Annotated in this window: 18 protein-coding genes; 10 read left to right on the top strand and 8 right to left on the bottom strand. The window is 64.6% G+C overall.

The window, feature by feature from the left end; all coding sequences use genetic code 11:
* Positions 1–3: 3 nt before the first annotated feature.
* Genes tcyL through DN387_RS06310 form a run of 3 tightly spaced genes read right to left on the bottom strand, consistent with a single transcriptional unit; the run spans position 4 to position 2,498 of the window.
* The gene (gene tcyL, locus DN387_RS06300; protein ID WP_088514101.1) at positions 4–672 is read right to left on the bottom strand and encodes a cystine ABC transporter permease; all 669 of its coding nucleotides are present in this window, start codon (positions 670–672) and stop codon (positions 4–6) included.
* Positions 669–1,463 (bottom strand): cystine ABC transporter substrate-binding protein, encoded by a 795-nt coding sequence (tcyJ, locus tag DN387_RS06305; protein WP_043861601.1) that lies wholly within the window; start codon positions 1,461–1,463, stop codon positions 669–671. Before tcyJ ends, tcyL begins: the two co-directional genes overlap by 4 nt.
* Before the next feature lie 21 nt (positions 1,464–1,484).
* Positions 1,485–2,498 (bottom strand): D-cysteine desulfhydrase, encoded by a 1,014-nt coding sequence (locus DN387_RS06310; protein ID WP_043861602.1) that lies wholly within the window; start codon positions 2,496–2,498, stop codon positions 1,485–1,487.
* Positions 2,499–2,691: 193 nt separating this feature from the next.
* Between DN387_RS06310 and epsC the strand changes: the two genes are divergently transcribed.
* Positions 2,692–3,624: a serine O-acetyltransferase EpsC gene (gene epsC / locus DN387_RS06315; RefSeq protein WP_043861603.1), complete on the top strand. Its 933-nt coding sequence runs from the start codon at positions 2,692–2,694 to the stop codon at positions 3,622–3,624.
* Positions 3,625–3,860: 236 nt separating this feature from the next.
* Positions 3,861–5,858 (top strand): choline transporter BetT, encoded by a 1,998-nt coding sequence (gene betT / locus DN387_RS06320; RefSeq protein ID WP_054915907.1) that lies wholly within the window; start codon positions 3,861–3,863, stop codon positions 5,856–5,858.
* Positions 5,859–6,008: 150 nt separating this feature from the next.
* Here betT and tauD read toward each other — a convergent pair whose 3' ends face one another.
* From tauD to tauA, 4 genes are read right to left on the bottom strand one after another with little or no spacing between them, the layout of a single operon-like run.
* Positions 6,009–6,842 (bottom strand): taurine dioxygenase, encoded by an 834-nt coding sequence (gene tauD / locus DN387_RS06325; RefSeq protein WP_054915908.1) that lies wholly within the window; start codon positions 6,840–6,842, stop codon positions 6,009–6,011.
* A gap of 21 nt (positions 6,843–6,863) precedes the next feature.
* On the bottom strand, positions 6,864–7,703 hold the full coding sequence (tauC, locus tag DN387_RS06330) for a taurine ABC transporter permease TauC (RefSeq protein WP_043861606.1): 840 nt from the start codon (positions 7,701–7,703) through the stop codon (positions 6,864–6,866).
* Positions 7,700–8,494 (bottom strand): taurine ABC transporter ATP-binding subunit, encoded by a 795-nt coding sequence (gene tauB / locus DN387_RS06335; protein ID WP_043861607.1) that lies wholly within the window; start codon positions 8,492–8,494, stop codon positions 7,700–7,702. The genes tauC and tauB overlap by 4 nt, the downstream gene beginning before the upstream one ends.
* Positions 8,495–8,509: 15 nt before the next feature.
* A complete protein-coding gene (gene tauA, locus DN387_RS06340; RefSeq protein ID WP_043861608.1) occupies positions 8,510–9,487 on the bottom strand; it encodes a taurine ABC transporter substrate-binding protein in 978 nt (325 codons plus the stop codon).
* A gap of 490 nt (positions 9,488–9,977) precedes the next feature.
* Here tauA and DN387_RS06345 point away from each other — a divergent pair, with 490 nt between their 5' ends.
* The 8 genes from DN387_RS06345 (at position 9,978) to DN387_RS06380 (ending at position 17,094) form a co-directional block, all read left to right on the top strand.
* A complete protein-coding gene (locus DN387_RS06345) occupies positions 9,978–11,300 on the top strand; it encodes an OprD family porin (RefSeq protein WP_043861609.1) in 1,323 nt (440 codons plus the stop codon).
* A 158-nt stretch (positions 11,301–11,458) separates the two neighbouring features.
* Entirely contained in the window at positions 11,459–12,097 is a 639-nt protein-coding gene (locus DN387_RS06350; protein WP_054915909.1) for a peroxiredoxin, read from the top strand.
* 276 nt (positions 12,098–12,373) lie between these two features.
* Complete coding sequence (ssuE, locus tag DN387_RS06355; protein WP_043861611.1) at positions 12,374–12,967, top strand: NADPH-dependent FMN reductase; 594 nt, start codon at positions 12,374–12,376, stop codon at positions 12,965–12,967.
* 96 nt (positions 12,968–13,063) lie between these two features.
* The gene (locus DN387_RS06360) at positions 13,064–14,029 is read left to right on the top strand and encodes a sulfonate ABC transporter substrate-binding protein (RefSeq protein WP_054915910.1); all 966 of its coding nucleotides are present in this window, start codon (positions 13,064–13,066) and stop codon (positions 14,027–14,029) included.
* A 58-nt stretch (positions 14,030–14,087) separates the two neighbouring features.
* Positions 14,088–15,236 (top strand): FMNH2-dependent alkanesulfonate monooxygenase, encoded by a 1,149-nt coding sequence (ssuD, locus tag DN387_RS06365; protein ID WP_043861613.1) that lies wholly within the window; start codon positions 14,088–14,090, stop codon positions 15,234–15,236.
* A 10-nt stretch (positions 15,237–15,246) separates the two neighbouring features.
* On the top strand, positions 15,247–16,041 hold the full coding sequence (gene ssuC / locus DN387_RS06370) for an aliphatic sulfonate ABC transporter permease SsuC (protein ID WP_043861614.1): 795 nt from the start codon (positions 15,247–15,249) through the stop codon (positions 16,039–16,041).
* Positions 16,038–16,850, top strand: a complete 813-nt coding sequence (ssuB, locus tag DN387_RS06375; RefSeq protein WP_043861615.1) for an aliphatic sulfonates ABC transporter ATP-binding protein — start codon at positions 16,038–16,040, stop codon at positions 16,848–16,850. The genes ssuC and ssuB overlap by 4 nt, the downstream gene beginning before the upstream one ends.
* Positions 16,851–16,878: 28 nt before the next feature.
* On the top strand, positions 16,879–17,094 hold the full coding sequence (locus tag DN387_RS06380) for a molybdopterin-binding protein (RefSeq protein WP_043861616.1): 216 nt from the start codon (positions 16,879–16,881) through the stop codon (positions 17,092–17,094).
* A 106-nt stretch (positions 17,095–17,200) separates the two neighbouring features.
* Here DN387_RS06380 and DN387_RS06385 read toward each other — a convergent pair whose 3' ends face one another.
* Positions 17,201–17,827 carry a TetR/AcrR family transcriptional regulator gene (locus DN387_RS06385; protein WP_043861617.1) on the bottom strand — a complete coding sequence of 209 codons (627 nt, stop codon included), beginning with the start codon at positions 17,825–17,827 and terminating at the stop codon, positions 17,201–17,203.

The raw sequence follows: 17,827 nt of genomic DNA on the forward strand, positions 1-17,827 counted from the left end.
GCCTCAGGGCTCCAGGTCATGGCGGTTGACCCGCGCTTCCAGACGGTTCTGCAGGTGGGCCAGCGCGCTGGCCAGCACCCAGTAGATCAGGGCGGCGGCCAGGTACATGGTGAAGATCTCGAAGGTGCGTGCGGTAATCAGCTGGGCCTGGCGGAACAGCTCCGGCACCTGGATGGTGGCGGCCAGCGCGGTGTCCTTGACCAGCGAGATGAAACTGTTGCCCAGCGGCGGCAGGGCGGTGCGCGCCGCCTGCGGCAGGATCGCGCGGCGCATCGCCTGGCCGCGGGTCATGCCGATGCTGGCGGCGGCCTCCCACTGGCCGCGGTCGATGGAGCTGATCGCGGCGCGCAGGATTTCACAGGCATAGGCGGCCATGTTCAGGGAAAACCCGATCAGCGCCGCGGGCAGCGGGTCCAGCTCGATGCCCAGCTGCGGCAGGCCGTAATAGATCATGAACAGCTGCACCAGCAGTGGCGTGCCGCGAAAGAACGACACGTAGACCCGCGCCGTCCAGCTCAGCAGCTTGATCGCAGACAGGCGCATCAGCGCCAGGCCGAAGCCGATCAACAGGCCGAAGAACATCCCGCCCAGGCTCAGGAACACCGTGAAGTAGGCGCCCTTGAGCAGAAAGGGCGCGCTGTCCAGGGCCAGCTGCAGGCTCTCTTCGATCATTGCGTCACGTCAGCACTGAAATACTTCTCGGAAAGCTTTTTCAGCGTGCCGTCGGCGCGCAGTTTGTCGAGGGCCTTGTTGATCGCGTCGAGCAGTTCCGGCTCGCCCTTGCGCAGGGCCACGCCGGCTTCCTGGCGCGAGAAGGCGTCGCCGGCGGCGATGGTGTCCTTGGCTTTTCTGGCGTATTCCAGTGCGGCCAGGCGGTCGATCAGGATGGCGTCGATGCGGCCCACGCGCAGGTCCTGGAACTTGCTCGGGTCATCGTCGTAGGTCTTGATGATGGCCTTGGGCACGTTGTCCTTGAGCCATTGCTCGTAGTTGGTGCCCAGGCCCACGCCCACCTTCTTGCCGGCCAGGTCCTGTGCGGTCTTGATGGTGTCCTTGTTCTTGGTCAGCACCAGGGCCTGGATGCCGGAAACGGTGTAGGGCTCGGAGAAGTCGTATTTCTTCTTGCGCTCGTCGGAGATGGTCACCTGGTTGACCACGATGTCCAGACGCTTGGATTCAAGGGCGGCGAGGATGCCGTCCCACTTGGTCGGCTGCAGCCTGGCCTTGACCCCGAGTTCCTTGGCCAGGGCCTCGGACAGCTCGACCTCGAAGCCGGTCAGCTTGCCGTCGGTGTCGACGAAGCTGAACGGCGGGTAGGTGCCCTCCAGGCCGACACTGATGCTGCCGCTGTCCTTGATCTTCTGCAATTGCTCGCCGGCGACCGCCTGGCCAAGCAGGCCCAGGCCAAGTACCAGGGCAGCCCCTGTGCCCAGCAACTGTTTACCGAATACGGAAATCGTCATGACTGGCCCCGCTGATATCAATTAAGCCGTTATTGGTTGACTGCTCCAGACCTCAGGGTAGGCGAATAATGCAGGTGCCCCACCGGTATGCAGAAAAATCAGCGGGCCCTCGTCGAAACGCTGGCGCGCGATGCCGTCGAGCAGCCCGGCCATGGCCTTGCCGGTGTACACCGGGTCCAGCAGCAGGCCCTCGTGGCTGGCCAGCAGGCGGATGGCGGCCAGGGTGCCGGCATTCGGTTCGCCGTAGCGCGGCGCGAAGTACTCGTCCCACAGTTCGACCTTGAAGGCGTCAGGCAGGTCGATGCCCAGCAGCTCGGCGGTGCGTTCGGCCAGGCCCTGCACCTTGGGGCGCTGGGCCTCGTCGCTGCGCGACACGGTCACGCCGATCAGCGGCAGTTGCGGCAGCGCTTGGGCCAGCGCCAGGCCCAGGCCGCTGTGGGTGCCCGCACTGCCGGAGGCCAGCACCACCCCGGCGAAGGTCTGCCCGCTGCGGGTGATCTGCTCGGCCAGCTCCAGCCCGGCGCGCACATAGCCCAGGGCGCCACGCGCATTGGAACCGCCAATCGGCACGATGTAGGGCTTGCGTCCGCTGGCATGCAGGCGCACGGCCAGCGCCTGCAACTGGTCATCGGCATCGTCGAGGTTATCCACAAGCTCGACCCTGGCGTCGAACAGCTCCAGCAGCAGGCGGTTGCCGTTGTGCTGGTAGGCGGGGGAATCGGTGCCGATGGGGTTTTCCAGCAGGGCCACGCAGCCCAGGCCCAGTTGCGCGGCCAGTGCTGCGGTCTGGCGCACGTGGTTGGACTGGATGGCGCCAGCGGTGATCAGCGTGTCGGCACCGCTGGCCAGCGCGTCGGCGGCCAGGTACTCGAGCTTGCGCAGCTTGTTGCCGCCCAGGGCCAGCGGGGTGAGGTCGTCGCGCTTGATGTAGATGTCGCGCCCGGCCCAGGCCGACAGGCGTTCGAGCCGGTGCAGCGGGGTGGGTGCATCGAGCAAGGGCAGGCGTTTGAAGCGTTCGAGCTGGTGTTCGATCATGGCATCGGGCTGACTGGGGAAACTTCGACTATAGGCAGCCGTGGGCGTCTCTTCCACTGGGCCGGCTTATGCCGGATTTATAGCCAAAGCGCATAAAGGGATATTTTTTCCGCCGTGGCCATTTGCCGTAAAGTGATCCGCAACAAGGCGGCCACCCCCTCCACAAGCCGCCGCCGCGTCAGGAGAAACAACCGTGAGCGACAACGCGCAAACAGGCCATTGGCAGTTGCAAACCCTCGTCAGCCAGCTGCGTTCAGCCCGTGACCAATGGCGCAGCCGCAATGGCCGCAGCAGTGGCGAGCAGGGCGGGCGCGAGCTGCCCTCGCGCGAGGCGATGCGCCAGATTCTCGAGCAGCTGTGCGGCGCGCTGTTCCCCATGCGCCTGGGCCCGGTGGACCTGCGCGAAGAGAGCGAAGACTTCTATGTGGGCAACACCCTGGACGCGGCGCTGACCGCATTGCTGGCCCAGGCGCGCCTTGAGCTGCGCTACGCCGCGCGCCAGGGCAAGGCCGAGTCGCTGGAGATTGACGCCCAGGCGCTGCGCCTGATCCAGGATTTCGCCGCCGCCCTGCCGGGCCTGCGCACGTTGCTCGATACCGATGTACTGGCGGCTTATCACGGCGACCCGGCGGCGCGCAGCGTGGACGAGGTGCTGCTGTGCTACCCCGGCGTGCTGGCAGTGATCCACCACCGCCTGGCGCATCACCTGTACCGCGCCGGGCTGCCGCTGCTGGCGCGCATCAGTTCGGAGCTGGCGCATTCGGCCACCGGCATCGACATTCACCCCGGCGCGCAGATCGGCCCGAGCTTCTTCATCGACCATGGCACCGGTGTGGTGATCGGCGAGACGGCGATCATTGGCGAGCGGGTGCGTATCTACCAGGCGGTGACCCTGGGCGCCAAGCGGTTCCCGGCGGACGAGTCGGGGCAGTTGCAGAAGGGCCAGCCGCGCCACCCGATCGTCGAGGACGACGTGGTGATTTACGCCGGCGCGACTATTCTGGGGCGTATCACCATCGGCAAGGGCTCGACCATCGGCGGCAATGTGTGGCTGACCCGCAGTGTGGCGGCAGGCAGCAACCTGACCCAGGCCAATCTGCAGCATGATGATGGGACGCAGAAGTAGATCTTCAGTGTTTTTGAAGGCCTCATCGCGGGCCGAGCCCGCTCCCACAACGATCACCGCTGTTCTTGTGGGAGCGGGCTTGACCCGCGATGGGTCGCACCGTAACCCCCATCCATGTTTAACTTGAACGTTCGTTCAACTTAAACGGTGGTCCGCTGCCGGTGTTCAACAGGAGGAAACCCTTTGCTGAACCCGTACAACTCAACCCTCACACACCCCCGCGAGGTGCACACGCAATGAGTGCACCGTCTTCGAATACCCCCAGCACTATCCGCATGAACCCCCCGGTGTTCTATTTTGCCGCCAGCTTCATCCTGCTGTTCGGCCTGGCCGTGATCAGCAACCCGCAGGTGGCCGGTGAATGGCTGCTGGCGGCTCAGAACTGGGCCGCCAACACCGTGGGCTGGTACTACATGCTGGCGATGACCCTGTACCTGGTCTTCGTGGTGGTCACCGCCTTGTCCGGCTACGGCAAGATCAAGCTCGGTGCCGACCACGACGAACCCGAGTTCAGCTACCTGTCGTGGGCCGGCATGCTGTTCGCCGCCGGCATCAGCATCACGCTGTTCTTCTTCTGCGTCTCCGAACCCCTGACCCACCTGCTGCAGCCGCCCCAGGGCGAAGCCGGCACCGCCGAGGCCGGGCGCCAGGCGATGCAGCTGCTGTTTCTGCACTGGGGCCTGCACGGCTGGGGCGTGTTCGCCTTCGTGGGCATGGCGCTGGCCTACTTCGCCTACCGCCACAACCTGCCGCTGGCGCTGCGTTCGGCGCTGTACCCGCTGATCGGCAAGCGCATCAACGGCCCCATCGGCTACGCGGTGGACGGCTTCGGCATCATCGCCACGGTGTTCGGCCTGGGCGCCGACATGGGCTTTGGCGTGCTGCACCTGAACTCGGGCCTGGACTACCTGTTCGGCATCCCGCACACCCAGTGGGTGCAGGTGATCCTGATCAGCCTGATGATGGGGGCAGCGGTGGTGGTGGCCATCGCCGGGGTCGACAAGGGCGTGCGGGTGATGTCCGACATCAACATGGTGCTGGCCTGCGCACTGCTGCTGTTCGTACTGTTCGCCGGGCCTACCCAGCACCTGTTCAACACCCTGATCCAGAACCTGGGCGACTACCTGGGCGCGTTGCCGCGCAAGAGCTTCGATGTGTACGCCTACAACGAACCGAGCGACTGGCTGGGCGGCTGGACGGTGTTCTACTGGGCCTGGTGGATTGCCTGGGCGCCGTTCGTCGGGTTGTTCATCGCACGGATTTCCCGCGGGCGCACCATCCGCGAGTTCGTGTTCGGCGTGCTTCTGATTCCGCTGGGCTTCACCCTGGCGTGGATGTCCATCTTCGGTAACAGCGCGATCCTGCAGGTGCTCAATGGCGCCACGGCGCTGGGGCAGTCGGCGCTGGAAAACCCCTCGATGAGCCTGTACCTGCTGCTGGAAACCTACCCGTGGAGCAAGGTGGTGATCGCGGTCACGGTGTTCATCAGCTTCGTGTTCTTCGTCACTTCGGCCGACTCGGGCACGGTGGTGCTCTCGACCCTGTCGGCCCGTGACGGCAGCCCGGACGAGGACGGCCCCAACTGGCTGCGGGTGTTCTGGGGTGCGATGACGGCGCTGGTGACCAGCGGGCTGCTGTTTGCCGGCAGCATCGACTCGCTCAAGTCGGCGGTGGTGCTGACCTCGCTGCCGTTCTCGGTGATCCTGCTGGCGATGATGTGGGGCCTGCACAAGGCGTTCTACCTGGAGTCGCAGCGTCAGATCGCGCAAATGCACTCGCTGGCACCGTTCGCCAACTCGCGGCGCGGGCGTGGCGGCTGGCGGCATCGCCTGAGCCAGGCGGTGCACTTCCCCTCGCGGGACGAGGTGTACCGGTTCATGGATGACGTGGTGCGCCCGGCGATCGCCGAGGTGACCGACGTGTTTGCCGAGAAGGGGCTGAATGTCATCACCCAGGAAGACCCGAGCCACGACAACGTGAGCCTGAAGATCGGCCATGGCGAAGAGCAGCCGTTCATCTACCAGGTGCAGATGCGCGGCTACTTCACGCCATCGTTCGCACTGGCAGGGCTGGGCACGCAGGAGTTGAAGAACCGGCGCTACTACCGCGCCGAGGTGCACCTGAGCGAAGGCAGCCAGGATTACGACCTGGTGGGCTACAGCAAGGAGCAGATCATCAACGACATCCTCGACCAGTACGAGCGTCACCTGCAGTTTTTGCACATGGTGCGTTAGGGCTGCCGGCCCCTTCGCCGGCAAGGCCGGCTCCTACAGGAGCCGGATTTGCCGGCGAATGCCCCCCTCTTGCCAGCTACGCCCAACGGGGTGTTTTCATACCTTGATTCGTACCACGTAGTACGTAATTGATGGCCGCGGCGCACCGCTTCAAAACGGCTTGTCGCCCAGAATAGTCGCCCGATGCATTACCCGCCGCTGCGGTCGGTAATCGTCCACCGCGTAATGCTGCGTTACGCGGTTGTCCCAGAACGCCACGTCGTTTTCCTGCCAACGCCAGCGGATGGTGAACTCCGGGCGCGTGGCGTGGGCGAACAGCAGTTTCAGGATCGCCTCGCTCTCGGCCTCGCCCAGTTCGTTGATGCGGGTAGTGAAGCCTTCGCTCACGAACAGCGATTTACGCCCGCTCACCGGGTGCGTGCGGATCACCGGGTGCGACAGCGGCGGGTTGTTGCGCCGCGCCGCTTCCCAGCGCGCCAGGTCTTCGGCGGTGTTGCCAAAGCGCTCCAGCGGAAACGACTTGGTGAAGTCGTGGGTGGCGGTCAGCCCGTCGAGCAGCTGGCGCAGCGGCGCCGACAGTGCCTCATAGGCGGCAATGCCGCTGGCCCACAGGGTGTCGCCACCATAGGCCGGCAACTGCTTGGCGCTGAGCACCGCACCCAGCGCCGGGGTGGGCAGAAAGGTCACGTCGGTATGCCAGATGGCGTTGTCGCGTACATCGGTGACGGCCGTGTCGAGCACCAGCACCTGTGGCGTTTCGGGCACGTTGGGGTAGATGGGGTGAATGTGCAGATCGCCGAAACGCGCGGCAAAACTGGCCTGCTGCTGCGGGGTCAGCGGCTGCTCGCGAAAGAACAGCACCTGGTGCTGGAGCAGCGCCTGCTCCACGGCGTCACGGTGTTCACGGCTGATCTCGCGGGTCAGGTCGATGCCGCTGATCTGGGCGCCGAGCGCGGGGCTCAGCGGGGTAATGGTCAGGCTCATGTCGGTCTCTTTGTGCAAGTCTCAATGGCTCTGGCCATGCCAGGGCACCAGCTTGCGCTGCAGGGCGCGCAAGCTCATTTCCAATGCGAAGGCGATCAGGGCAATCACCAGAATGCCCAGCACCACCACGTCGGTCACCAGGAACTGCGCGGCTGACTGCACCATGAAGCCCAGCCCGCTGGTGGCGGCAATCAGTTCGGCGGCCACCAGGGTCGACCAGCCCACGCCCAGGCCGATGCGCACGCCGGTAAGAATGTCGGGCAGTGCGCTGGGCAGGATCACGTGGCGAATCAGTTGTGCCCGGGTGGCCCCCAGCGACTGCGCGGCGCGCAGCCTGGCCGGGTCGACGGTGCGTACGCCGGTGGCAGTGGCGATGGCGATCGGGGCGAAGATCGCCAGGTAGATCAGCAGCACCTTGGACAACTCGCCGATGCCGCACCAGATCACGATCAACGGCAGGTAGGCCAGCGGCGGGATCGGCCGGTAGAACTCGATCAGCGGATCGAAGATGCCGCGGGCAATACGGTTGTGGCCGATGGCGATGCCGATCGGGATTGCGGTCAGGATCGCCGCGCCCAGGGCCAGGCCGATACGCTGCAGGCTCGCGCCCAGGTGCTGCCACAGGGTCGATTCCATGTAGCCCTGGGTCATCAGTAGCCAGGCCTTGCCCAGCACCGCCTCGGGCGAGGGCAGAAACAGCGGCTCGATCCATTCGGCGGCGGTCACCGCCCACCAGGCCAGCAGCAGCGTGGCCAGGGTCAGTACGCTGATCCAGCGTGTGCTCAGGCTGCGCCGCACCTTCACGGGCACCGCTGCAGCAGCGGCAGGTTTGGCCGTTACCGGCAGGTCGAGGCTGCTCATGCGAGCTCCTTGCGCGGGGTGGCGCTGCGTTGGGAGAACACCCGCGACAGTACGTGCTCGCGGGTTTCGATGAAGCGTGGGTCGGACTTGATCGCGCGTGCCGATTCGCCTGCGGCGTAGCGCTGGCCGAAGTCCAGTTGCAGGCGCTCGACGATCTGCCCCGGGTTGGGCGCCAGCAGCACCAGTTCGGTGGCCAGGAACACCGCCTCCTCGATGTCGTGGGTAATCAGGAACACCGGCTTGGCGGTGCGTTGCCACACCTGCAGCAGCAGTTCCTGCATCTGTTCGCGGGTGAATGCATCCAGGGCGCCGAACGGCTCGTCCATCAGCAGGATGCGCGGGTCGGCAGCCAGTGCACGGGCCAGGCCCACACGCTGCTTCTGCCCGCCCGACAATTGCCAGATACGCCGGCTGCCGAAGTCGGCCAGGTCCACCAGGGCGAGCATTTCGCGGGCCCTGGCTTCACGTTGTGCACGGGGTACGCCGGCCAGTTCCAGGCCGAAGCCGACGTTGGCCAGTACGTCCTGCCAGGGCAGCAGGGCGTCGTCCTGGAACACCACGCCACGGTCGGCGCCGGGGCCCTGCACCGCTTGGCCATCGAGGGTGATGCGCCCGGCGCTGGGGGTGACGAAGCCGGCGATCAGGTTGAGCAGCGAAGTCTTGCCGCTGCCGGAAGGGCCCAGGGCCACCAGCAGCTGCTGCGGGCCCAGGCTCAGTGAGATGTCGGCCAGTACGGGTTCGGCAGCGCCGGGGTACTGTGCGCTGATGCGCTCCAGTTGTAGCAGGGCCATGAAGAGGCTCCGGTGTCAGTTGGTGATGAACTGGGCGCTGACATAGGGCGCGTAGTCCGGCAGTACCGCGTCGACCTTGCCTTGTTCCTTGAGAAAGGTGGCGGTGTCGGTGATGGCCTTGGTGGTCGGTGCGCCCAGGGCCGCGACCTGGTCGGCGGCCAGCGGGAACACGTTGCCCTGCAGCAGGCCCGGAATGTCCGCGGCCTTGGCGCCGGAAAGCTTGACCAGCTTGTCGACGTTGGCCTTGTCGGCCAGCCAGGCTTGCGGGTTTTTGCGGTAGTCGGCGTAGGCGTCGAGGGTGACCTTGGCGAAGGCCTTGACGATCTCGGGGTGCTTGGCGGCGAAGTCCTTGCGCACGATCCAGGCGTCGAAGGTCGGCGCGCCTTTTTCGGCCAGCTCGCCGGAGGTGATCAGCACCTTGCCGTTTTCCTTGGCCACGCCCAGGGCTGGGTCCCATACGTAGGTGGCGTCGATGTCGCCGCGCTTCCAGGCGGCGATGATCGCCGGTGGCGCGAGGTTGAGGATCTGCACCTTGGACGGGTCGATGTTCCACTGTTTGAGTGCGGCCAGCAGGCTGTAGTGGCCGGTGGACACGAACGGTACGGCGATCTTCTTGCCGATCAGGTCCTGCGGCGAGTTGATGCCGCTGCCCTCGCGAGCCACCAGTGCCTCGGCGGCGCCGATCTGGGTGGCGATCAGGAAGGTTTCCACCGGCAGCTTGCGGGTGGCGGCGGCGGCCAGGGGGCTGGAGCCCAGGTAGCCGATCTGTACGTCACCGGAGGCGACGGCGGTGATCACGTCGGCGCCGCTGTCGAACTTGCGCCAGTCGATGCTGGCCTTGCTGGTCTTTTCATAGGTGCCATCGACCTGGGCCACCTTGGCCGGATCGACGGTGGTCTGGTAGGCCACGGTCAGGTCGGCGGCCTGGACGAAGAAGGCGGCACCGGCCAGGGCCAGGGCGGTGAACAGGCGCAGCGGGGCAGGCAGGGTCATGGAAAACTCCTCGTCAGGCGGGTAGGCGGTGTGGATGAGGAGAAGACTAGTTGATCTAAGAATTCCAAAATAAATAACTTTTTGGCATTAGCTTAGGAGTCATTGGCTGGATGACCCGGGTCAAGGTGGTCGCTGCCAGGGTGGTGAACAATCGCGGGCTGCCGGGGCAATGAGGAAGATGATCGGTATAAAAAATATCTTTTTAAGAAGATATGGGAATTAGCTTATGGGCTATCCTGCAAAACGCTGAAATAATCGGACTATATTCCGTAATAATCTGAAAAATTCACAAAATTGTCTTTTTTGATTTATAGGATTGTCATTATCCTTCGCACCCAAGGCCGGCGCCTTAGACCAAAGTAGTGAAACGACTGGTTACGATTGACTTATCAGTCACGCTTTGGTGCTAATCGCCAATCGTCTTTGGAGCGGAACGACAGAGTCTGCCCATCAAGCGACACACAAAAATTAGAATCGAAAGGAGTGATGCATGAACAAGTCCAGCCTGGCACTTGCCGTGGCCGTAGGGGTACTGGCCCAGCAAGCGGGTGCAGCCGGTTTTGTGGAAGACAGCAAGGCGAGCATCACTGCGCGCAACTTCTACATCAACCAAGACAACCGTGATGGCACCGCCAAACCTTCCAAGCAGGAAGAATGGGGCCAAGGTTTCATCTTCAACTTCAGCTCGGGCTTCACCGAAGGCACAGTCGGCTTTGGTGTCGACGCCATCGGCCTGGCCGGTTTCCGTCTGGACTCGGGTAAAGGCACCCACTACAACCCAACCAGCTCTGCCAAGGGCGGCCTGGTGTTCCCAACCGACGGCGACGGCCGTGCGGTCAACGAATTCAGCAGCGTGGGCCTGACCGGCAAGGTCAAGATCTCGAAAACCGTCGCTCAGCTGGGCACCCTGCAGCCAAAACTGCCGGTCGTGACCTACAACGACGGTCGTCTGCTGCCGCAGACTTTCGAAGGTGGCCAGATCACCTCGAACGAAATCGACAACCTGACCCTGATCGGCGGCAAGCTGGAACATGCCAAGGGCCGTAACTCGACCAACAACGAGTCGTTGAGCATCGCCGGCTCCAACGCCGCCAGCGGAGGCAAGCGCAGCAACGGCTTCTACTACGCCGGTGCCGACTACAAGGTCACCAAGGACCTGCTGGCGCAGTACTACTACGGCAACCTGGACGACTTCTACAAGCAGCACTTCCTGGGCCTGACCCACACCCTGGCACTGCCAGTGGGTAGCCTGAAGTCCGACCTGCGCTACTTCTACAGTGATTCGGACGGCAAGAACGGCAGCACCGAAGGCCGCCTGGCCGGCTACCGTGCCTCCGGCTACCAGAACAACGGTGAAGTCGACAACCGTACCTGGAGCGCCAAGTTCACCTACAGCCTGCAAGGCCATGCCTTGAGTGCCGGCTACCAGCGCGTCAACGGTACCAGCGACTTCCCGTTCCTGAACCAGGGCGACGGTGCGACCAGCTACCTGATCACCGACGTGCAGATCGGCAAGTTCCAGCGTGCCGGCGAGCGCACCTGGCTGGCGCAGTACGCCTATGACTTCGCTGCCATCGGCGTGCCTGGCCTGACCACCTCCGTAATCTACCTCAAGGGCGACAACGTCAACGCGCCGGGCAGTGACCGTTCCGAGTGGGAACGTGACTTCACCCTGGGCTACGTCGTACCGGAAGGTACCCTCAAGGGTCTGGGCCTGGCCTGGCGTAACGCCTCGCTGCGTTCCGACGCGGTCAACCAGCGCGATCAGGACGAAAACCGTCTGATCCTCAGCTACACCTACAGCTTCCTGTAAGGCCTGGCTGAACGAAAAGCCCCGCCGTGTGCGGGGTTTTTTTTGTTCGTGAATTGATAGGCTTTTCAGTTATAAATAAATCGATATTTATTCTTTTTAACCTTATGCACAGGCAGGCTACAGTGAGGTCATAAACAACCCAGCCAAGGAGCCGCACCATGAGCCTCAGACTCGGCGATATCGCCCCCGATTTCGAACAGGATTCCAGCGCGGGCAAGATCCGCTTCCACGAGTGGCTGGGCGACAGCTGGGGCGTGCTGTTCTCGCACCCCGCCGACTTCACCCCGGTGTGCACCACGGAACTGGGCTTTACCGCCAAGCTCAAGGACCAGTTCGCCGAGCGCGGGGTCAAGGCCATCGCGCTGTCGGTCGACCCGGTGGACTCGCACCACCGCTGGATCGAAGACATCAATGAAACCCAGAACACCCTCGTCAACTTCCCGATCCTGGCCGACGCCGACCGCAAGGTGTCGGACCTGTACGACCTGATCCACCCCAACGCCAGCGACACCCTGACGGTACGCTCCCTGTTCGTGATCGACCCGAACAAGAAGATCCGCCTGACCATCACCTACCCGGCCAGCACCGGCCGCAACTTCAACGAGATTTTGCGGGTGATCGATTCGTTGCAGCTCACCGACAACCACAAGGTCGCCACCCCGGCCAACTGGCAGGACGGTGACGAGGTGGTGATCGTGCCGTCGCTCAAGGACGAAGAGGAAATCAAGCGGCGCTTTCCGAAGGGCTACCGGGCGGTCAAGCCGTACCTGCGCCTGACCCCGCAGCCTAACCGTTGAATGTTTTGATGTAGCCACAGCAGGGCATTTCGGGGCCGTTTCGACGGCCCTTTTTTATGTCCGCGCGGGCCTCTTTCGCCGGCAGGGCCGGCTCCTGCAAGGTTGCACTGCCCCCTGTAGGAGCCGGCCTTGCCGGCGAAGCTCTTATAGTTCTATATAGAATAAACAAATGAAAAAATATGATTTATTGGTATATATGCCGAGCTGTTATGGTCACTCCACTCCAGCGAGATCCAATCTCGCGGCCCTCTAGAACACGATCAAGGAAGTGCTCCAATGCTGGTTGTTTCTCTCGGCGGTAGTCCCAGTCTGCGTTCGCGCTCCGGCGTCCTGCTCGACCGCGCGCGGCAATGGCTGAACAGCCAGGGCGTGGAAGTGGTGAGCTTCCAGGTGCGTGATTTCCCCGCCGAAGACCTGCTGCACGCACGTTTCGACAGCCCCACGGTGCAGCACTTCCTGCAACTGGTGGCCCAGGCCGACGGCCTGGTGGTTGCCACCCCGGTATACAAGGCGTCCTTCGCCGGTGCGCTGAAGACCCTGCTCGACCTGCTGCCCGAGCGTGCGCTGGAACACAAGGTGGTTCTGCCCATCGCCACCGGTGGCAGCATCGCCCACATGCTGGCGGTGGACTACGCGCTCAAGCCGGTGCTCTCGGCGCTCAAGGCCCAGGAGACCCTGCAGGGGATCTTCGCCGACGACAGCCAGATCGCCTACGGCGAAGGCAGCGCCGCCGCCCAATTGGCGCCGGTGCTTGAGCAGCGTCTCAACGAATCGCTGGAACTGTTTCACAGCGCCCTGGCGCGCCGCCCCAAGCCGGTGGCCCCGGGCCTGCTCAACGAACGTCTGCTCAGTGCTCGCTGGAGCATCTGAAGCGCTACACCGGCTTTACCGTCTTACCCCACCTTACTCGCCCGCCAACGGGCAAGCAGGTGCAGCCTGAACCCCCACAGCAAAAAGGAGAGCGCTATGCGCACTGTCGTTTTGCGTCGCGGTCTGGTCGCTCTGTTTGCTGCGGCTGTGTCCTTCGGCGCCATCACTCAAGCCCAGGCCGAGAGCCTGCGCATCGGTTACCAGAAGTACGGCACCCTGGTGCTGCTCAAGGCCAAGGGCTCCCTTGAAAAGCGCCTGGCTGCCCAGGGCGTGCAGGTGCAGTGGACTGAATTCCCCGGCGGCCCGCAGCTGCTCGAGGGCCTCAACGTGGGCTCCATCGACTTTGGCGTGACCGGCGAAACCCCGCCCGTGTTTGCCCAGGCCGCCGGTGCCGACCTGCTCTACGTGGCCTACGAGCCACCGGCCCCCACCAGCGAGGCGATCCTGGTGCCCAAGGGTTCGCCGATCCAGTCGGTGAAGGAACTCAAGGGCAAGAAGGTCGCCCTGAACAAGGGCTCCAACGTGCACTACCTGCTGGTGCGCGCCCTGGAAGACGCCGGCCTCAAGTACACCGACATCACGCCGGTATTCCTGCCGCCAGCCGATGCCCGCGCCGCGTTCGAGCGTGGCAGCGTCGACGCCTGGGTCATCTGGGACCCGTACCAGGCCGCCGCCGAGCAGCAGTTGCAGGCACGCACCCTGCGCGATGGCAGTGGCATCGTCGACAACCACCAGTTCTATCTGGCCACCCGGCCCTATGCGCAGCAGCACCCTGAAGTGATTGCCGCGCTGGTGGACGAGGTGCGCGCGGTGGGCGAGTGGTCCAAGGCCAACCCGCAGGAGGTCACCGACCAGGTGGCGCCGCTGCTGGGCCTGCCGGCCGACATCACCCTGACCTCGGTCAAGCGCCAGGGCTACGGTGCGCATTTCCTGACCCCGGACGTGGTCACCGCCCAGCAGAAGATCGCCGACACCTTCCATACCCTGAAGCTGATTCCCAAGCCGCTGAGCATCAAGGATGTGATCTGGACGCCACCGGCCAAGGTCGCCACCGCGCCTTGACGTTCGACCGCACCGGGGCGCCGCCCCGGCTTGCGCCACCCCTTAGGAGACAACTCCAATGAGCCTCAATGTTTTCTGGTTTCTGCCAACCCACGGCGACGGTCATTACCTTGGCACCGCCGAAGGTGCTCGCGCTGTCGATCATGGTTATCTGCAACAGATCGCCCAGGCCGCCGACCGTCTGGGCTTCGGTGGCGTGCTGATCCCTACCGGCCGCTCGTGCGAAGACTCGTGGCTGGTGGCCGCGTCGCTGATTCCGGTGACCCAGCGCCTGAAGTTCCTGGTGGCCCTGCGCCCGGGAATCATCTCGCCGACCGTGGCGGCACGCCAGGCCGCGACCCTCGACCGCCTGTCCAATGGCCGTGCGCTGTTCAACCTGGTGACCGGTGGCGACCCGGAAGAGCTGTCCGGCGACGGCCTGTTCCTCAGTCACGAAGAGCGCTACCAGGCCTCGGTGGAATTCACCCGCATCTGGCGCCGCGTGCTGGAAGGCGAAACCGTCGACTACGATGGCCAGCACATCAAGGTAAAAGGCGCCAAGCTGCTCTACCCGCCGGTGCAGCAGCCACGCCCGCCACTGTACTTCGGTGGCTCGTCGGAAGCGGCGCAGGACCTCGCCGCCGAACAGGTCGAGCTGTACCTGACCTGGGGCGAGCCACCGGCCGCCGTGGCCGAGAAAATCGAACAGGTGCGCGCCAAGGCCGCCAAGCAGGGCCGTAGCGTTCGTTTCGGTATCCGCCTGCACGTGATCGTGCGCGAGACCAACGCCGAGGCCTGGCAAGCGGCCGAGCGCCTGATCTCGCACCTGGACGACGACACCATTGCCCGTGCCCAGGCCTCGCTGGCGCGCTTCGACTCGGTGGGCCAGCAACGCATGGCTGCGCTGCATGGCGGCAACCGCGACAACCTGGAGGTCAGCCCCAACCTGTGGGCCGGGGTCGGCCTGGTGCGTGGCGGTGCCGGCACCGCGCTGGTCGGCGATGGCCCGACCGTGGCCGCACGGGTCAAGGAATACGCCGACCTGGGTATCGACACCTTCATCTTCTCCGGCTACCCGCACCTGGAAGAGTCCTACCGCGTGGCCGAACTGCTGTTCCCGCACCTGGACATCCAGCGCCCCGAGGCCCCGGCCGGTGCCAACTATGTGAGCCCGTTCGGTGAGATGGTCGCCAACGACATTCTGCCCAAAGCCGCGGCCAAGGCGTGAGGATCGAAGCATGAAACGATCCTCCATTCCCTTGTCGCATCGCCTGGCGCCGTGGGCCCTGCCCGTGCTGCTGCTGGCGGTGTGGCAGCTGGCGGTCAGTGCCGGTTGGCTGTCGACGCGCATCCTGCCGGCGCCGAGCGCGGTGCTCAGTGCCGGCGTAGAGTTGGTGCGCAGCGGCGAAATCTGGACCCACCTGGCCATCAGCGGCTGGCGCGCCGCGGTCGGCTTCGTGATCGGCGGCAGCATCGGCCTGGCGCTGGGCTTCATCACCGGCCTGTCGAAGTGGGGCGAACGCCTGCTCGACAGCTCGGTGCAGATGATCCGCAACGTGCCGCACCTGGCGCTGATCCCGCTGGTGATCCTGTGGTTCGGCATCGACGAGTCGGCGAAGATCTTCCTGGTGGCCCTGGGCACCCTGTTCCCGATCTACCTGAACACCTACCACGGCATCCGCAACGTCGACCCGGCGCTGGTGGAAATGGCCCGCAGCTATGGCCTGAGCGGTTTTGCGCTGTTTCGCCAGGTGATCCTGCCCGGTGCGCTGCCCTCGATCCTGGTGGGCGTGCGCTTCGCGCTGGGCTTCATGTGGCTGACCCTGATCGTGGCCGAAACCATCTCGGCCAACGCCGGCATCGGCTACCTGGCGATGAACGCCCGCGAATTTCTGCAAACCGACGTGGTGGTGCTGGCGATCGTGCTGTACGCCGTGCTCGGCAAGCTCGCCGACCTGGCCGCCCGTGGCCTGGAGCGTGTATGGCTGCGCTGGCACCCGGCCTATCAAGTCAGCAAGGGAGACGGCGCATGACCGTGCTCAAGGAACAACCGCCACGGCTGCTGCGCGGAATACCGCTGGCCGTGCACAAGCTGCAAAAGACCTTTGGCCAACGTCAGGTGCTGCGCGACATCGACTTGCACATCCCGGCGGGCCAGTTCGTTGCCATCGTCGGCCGTAGCGGCTGCGGCAAGAGCACCCTGCTGCGTCTGCTGGCCGGGCTCGACCAGCCCAGTGCCGGCGAGCTGCTGGCCGGTTCTGCGGCGCTCAGCGATGCCCGCGAGGACACCCGGCTGATGTTCCAGGAGGCGCGCCTGCTGCCCTGGAAGAAAGTCATCGACAACGTCGGCCTGGGGCTGACCGGCAACTGGCGCGAGCGTGCGTTGCAGGCGCTGGAGGCAGTGGGCCTGGCAGACCGGGCCAACGAGTGGCCGGCGGCGTTGTCCGGTGGGCAGAAGCAGCGCGTGGCCCTGGCCCGTGCGCTGATTCACCAGCCGCGCCTGCTGCTGCTGGACGAGCCGCTGGGCGCACTGGATGCGCTGACCCGGATCGAGATGCAGCAACTGATCGAGAACCTGTGGCGCAAGCACGGCTTCACCGTGTTGCTGGTGACCCATGACGTCAGCGAAGCGGTGGCCGTGGCCGATCGGGTGATCCTGATCGAGGACGGCGAGATCGGCCTGGACCTGCTGGTCGACCTGCCGCGTCCGCGGGCACGCGGCTCGCATCGCCTGGCGGCGCTGGAAACCGAAGTGCTGAACCGTGTCCTGTCGGTGCCGGGCACCCCGCCCGAGCCTGAACCTGTAGCACCTTTGCCCACGCAACTGCGTTGGGCCCATTGATCTTTCGTCTTTAAAAGGAAACCTGCACATGACCATCAAAGCGATCAACGTACGTAACCAGTTCAAAGGCACTGTGAAAGAAATCCTGGAAGGCCCTGTACTGTCGGAAATCGACGTGCAGACGGCATCGGGCATCGTCACCTCGGTGATCACCACCCGTTCGGTCAAGGAGCTGGAACTGGTGGTGGGCAGTGAGGTGATTGCGTTCGTGAAGTCGACTGAAGTGTCGATCGCCAAGCTCTGAGACCGCGCCGTCTGCATCGCGGGTCAAGCCCGCTCCCACAGGTGTCCCGCCGTTCTCAAGGACGGCGATTACCTTGTGGGAGCGGGCTTGACCCGCGATGAGGCCGTCAGCGTTTGGGCAGAAAGGGCGGCAGGTACAACCCCAGGTACGCATCGAACACCCGCATTCCTTCCTCCGCCATGCGCGGGGTGATCTGTCCGTGCAGCTGCACCGAACGGGCATACACCCGGTCTCCCAGCTCCATCGCCAGGGCAAACACATCCACATCGTCCGGCAACGCCGGCAGCCGGAAGTGCTCGGCAAACAGCTTGTGCATCAGGTCGCCCAGCTCGATATCGTGCTGGCGGTCGGCCTGGGTCACTTCGCTCAGCCCATGCTGCGCCAGAATCAGCTGGCGCGCCGCCGCATCCTGGTTGTAGATGCTCAGCATGCGCTGCTCCACCAGGCGCGACAGGTCGCCCCAGTGCTGCAGGCTGCCAGGCTCGATCGGCGCCTGCAGGCAGGCGCGAAAGGCGCTGTGCACATCCGCCGTCAAGGCTTCGAGCAGCGCCGGCACACTGGCGAAGAAGTGGTACACCGACGAGGGTGGGATCTGTGCGCGTTCGGCCACTGCATAGATCGACAGGCTGGCCACGCCTTCGCTGGCCAGCAGGTCGCGTGCGGCGGCCAGGATCGAGTCGATCCGGGCCTGGCTGGCAGCGCGCGGTTTGCGGGGCGTGGCTGCACGGCTCAT

Source organism: Pseudomonas sp. FBF18 (genome assembly GCF_024261405.1).
GTDB classification, from domain to species: Bacteria; Pseudomonadota; Gammaproteobacteria; order Pseudomonadales; family Pseudomonadaceae; genus Aquipseudomonas; species Aquipseudomonas palmensis.

What these genes read in the sequence shown, in the direction of transcription:
- tcyL (WP_088514101.1), bottom strand. Translation starts at nt 672, where the DNA reads ATGATCGAAGAGAGCCTGCAGCTGGCCCTGGACAGCGCGCCCTTTCTG.
- tcyJ (WP_043861601.1), bottom strand. Translation starts at nt 1,463, where the DNA reads ATGACGATTTCCGTATTCGGTAAACAGTTGCTGGGCACAGGGGCTGCC.
- DN387_RS06310 (WP_043861602.1), bottom strand. Translation starts at nt 2,498, where the DNA reads ATGATCGAACACCAGCTCGAACGCTTCAAACGCCTGCCCTTGCTCGAT.
- betT (WP_054915907.1), top strand. Translation starts at nt 3,861, where the DNA reads ATGAGTGCACCGTCTTCGAATACCCCCAGCACTATCCGCATGAACCCC.
- tauD (WP_054915908.1), bottom strand. Translation starts at nt 6,842, where the DNA reads ATGAGCCTGACCATTACCCCGCTGAGCCCCGCGCTCGGCGCCCAGATC.
- tauC (WP_043861606.1), bottom strand. Translation starts at nt 7,703, where the DNA reads ATGAGCAGCCTCGACCTGCCGGTAACGGCCAAACCTGCCGCTGCTGCA.
- tauB (WP_043861607.1), bottom strand. Translation starts at nt 8,494, where the DNA reads ATGGCCCTGCTACAACTGGAGCGCATCAGCGCACAGTACCCCGGCGCT.
- tauA (WP_043861608.1), bottom strand. Translation starts at nt 9,487, where the DNA reads ATGACCCTGCCTGCCCCGCTGCGCCTGTTCACCGCCCTGGCCCTGGCC.
- DN387_RS06345 (WP_043861609.1), top strand. Translation starts at nt 9,978, where the DNA reads ATGAACAAGTCCAGCCTGGCACTTGCCGTGGCCGTAGGGGTACTGGCC.
- DN387_RS06350 (WP_054915909.1), top strand. Translation starts at nt 11,459, where the DNA reads ATGAGCCTCAGACTCGGCGATATCGCCCCCGATTTCGAACAGGATTCC.
- ssuE (WP_043861611.1), top strand. Translation starts at nt 12,374, where the DNA reads ATGCTGGTTGTTTCTCTCGGCGGTAGTCCCAGTCTGCGTTCGCGCTCC.
- DN387_RS06360 (WP_054915910.1), top strand. Translation starts at nt 13,064, where the DNA reads ATGCGCACTGTCGTTTTGCGTCGCGGTCTGGTCGCTCTGTTTGCTGCG.
- ssuD (WP_043861613.1), top strand. Translation starts at nt 14,088, where the DNA reads ATGAGCCTCAATGTTTTCTGGTTTCTGCCAACCCACGGCGACGGTCAT.
- ssuC (WP_043861614.1), top strand. Translation starts at nt 15,247, where the DNA reads ATGAAACGATCCTCCATTCCCTTGTCGCATCGCCTGGCGCCGTGGGCC.
- ssuB (WP_043861615.1), top strand. Translation starts at nt 16,038, where the DNA reads ATGACCGTGCTCAAGGAACAACCGCCACGGCTGCTGCGCGGAATACCG.
- DN387_RS06380 (WP_043861616.1), top strand. Translation starts at nt 16,879, where the DNA reads ATGACCATCAAAGCGATCAACGTACGTAACCAGTTCAAAGGCACTGTG.
- DN387_RS06385 (WP_043861617.1), bottom strand. Translation starts at nt 17,827, where the DNA reads ATGAGCCGTGCAGCCACGCCCCGCAAACCGCGCGCTGCCAGCCAGGCC.